Annotated in this window: 3 protein-coding genes; 2 read left to right on the top strand and 1 reads right to left on the bottom strand. The window is 50.9% G+C overall.

Going from position 1 to position 1,638, the window contains the following annotated elements:
* On the top strand, window positions 1–1,122 hold a 1,122-nt coding region (locus tag GPK49_RS09420), incomplete at its 5' end, for a virulence-associated E family protein (protein ID WP_318283893.1).
* A gap of 28 nt (window positions 1,123–1,150) precedes the next feature.
* Here the strand turns inward: GPK49_RS09420 and GPK49_RS13055 are convergent.
* A complete protein-coding gene (locus GPK49_RS13055) occupies window positions 1,151–1,330 on the bottom strand; it encodes a tweety protein (RefSeq protein ID WP_318283892.1) in 180 nt (59 codons plus the stop codon).
* Here GPK49_RS13055 and GPK49_RS09415 point away from each other — a divergent pair.
* Window positions 1,304–1,501 (top strand): hypothetical protein, encoded by a 198-nt coding sequence (locus GPK49_RS09415; protein ID WP_002304371.1) that lies wholly within the window; start codon window positions 1,304–1,306, stop codon window positions 1,499–1,501. The two genes, GPK49_RS13055 and GPK49_RS09415, sit on opposite strands and share 27 nt — an antisense overlap.
* Window positions 1,502–1,638: the final 137 nt, after the last annotated feature.

The following is a 1,638-nucleotide window of genomic DNA, read 5'->3' as shown; positions in this document are numbered from 1 at the left end:
ACGGACATGAAGTATCTGCTTCTCTATCTGGAAGAAACCTACGGGCTTACCAATGAGAAAAAGATTGATAACGCCATCGGGATTGTGGCGAATGAAAACAAGTACCATCCCATCCGGGACTATCTCAATACCCTTGTGTGGGACGGGACAGAGCGAATCCGTTTCTGCCTGCGGCACTTTCTGGGGGCTGACGCAGACGATTACACCTATGAAGCGTTGAAGCTGTTCCTGATGGGTGCAATCTCACGAGCCTTTCAGCCGGGGTGCAAGTTTGAAATCATGCTCTGTCTGGTCGGCGGTCAGGGGGCTGGCAAGTCCACTTTCTTCCGTCTGCTGGCAGTCCGGGACGAGTGGTTCTCCGATGATTTGCGGAAGCTGGACGATGACAATGTGTACCGCAAGCTGCAAGGTCACTGGATTATCGAAATGTCGGAAATGATGGCAACCGCCAACGCCAAGAGCATTGAGGAAATCAAGTCATTTTTAAGCCGGCAGAAAGAGGTTTACAAGATACCTTATGAAACCCACCCGGCAGACCGCCCCCGTCAGTGCGTGTTTGGCGGCACTTCCAATGCCCTGGACTTCCTGCCCCTTGACCGTTCCGGCAACCGCCGCTTTATCCCCGTCATGGTGTACCCGGAGCAAGCCGAGGTTCACATTTTGGAGGACGAAGCTGCTTCCAGAGCCTATATCGAGCAGATGTGGGCGGAAGCGATGGAGATTTACCGAAGCGGCAGGTTCAAGCTGGCTTTCAGCCCCGCCATGCAGCGCTATCTCAAAGAACACCAGCGGGATTTTATGCCGGAGGACACCAAAGCAGGGATGATACAGGCGTATCTTGATAAGTACACCGGGAGCATGGTCTGCTCCAAGCAGATCTACAAGGAAGCCTTGAACCATGCTTTTGACGAGCCGAAGCAATGGGAAATCCGGGAAATCAACGAGATTATGAACCAGTGCATTTCCGGCTGGAGGTACTTCCCGAACCCAAGAATGTTTTCAGAATATGGCAGACAAAAGGGCTGGGAGCGTGAAAACCCGGCAACGGACTTAAGCAACCCGTCTGAAAAAACGATGGACGGTTTTGTGGAGGTCACAGAACAGATGGAGCTTCCATTCTGAAAAGGACAGCCCGTTGCACCCCCTGTTGCTATCCCGTTGCCGAGCCGGTTGCCGGGGAAAAACCTTTATTTCCGGGCTTTTCTCCCTTATAACAACTTGCAAGGTCTTTTGAAGCCCGTTGCCGGACTTCGTTGCCGACACCCTCTGTCTGGCTATTTTCATGTATGGAGGATAACTGCCTATGGCAAAAAACAAAACAGAGATTCATGTTACAACGGTGTTTGACGGGGAACTGGACGCCACTGATGTGTTCGTCAGCCTGATTTCCCAGAAATACGGAAAGACAAATACAAAAGAATATCTTGCTAAAAAGAAAGATATAAGCTATAATGAAGATGAGGTTCAAAAGAGCCAGATACCGTCTGGATTGTGTGGGTAAATGGCTATGATGAACGAAATGGAATACAGAACAATCGGAAAGGCACTTGCCGGGGGCTATCGTGCAGCGGTCTATTGCAGGCTGTCAAAGGACGATGACCTGCAAGGCGAAAGTGCCAGTATCGCAAACCAGCGTGA

Origin of the sequence: Clostridium sp. MCC345 (assembly GCF_018785345.1) — a bacterium.
Classification (GTDB): Bacteria; Bacillota; Clostridia; order Lachnospirales; family Anaerotignaceae; genus Anaerotignum_A; species Anaerotignum_A faecicola.
Note: the sequence above shows the minus strand (reverse complement) of the source record. Positions and strands in the feature narration are given on the sequence as shown.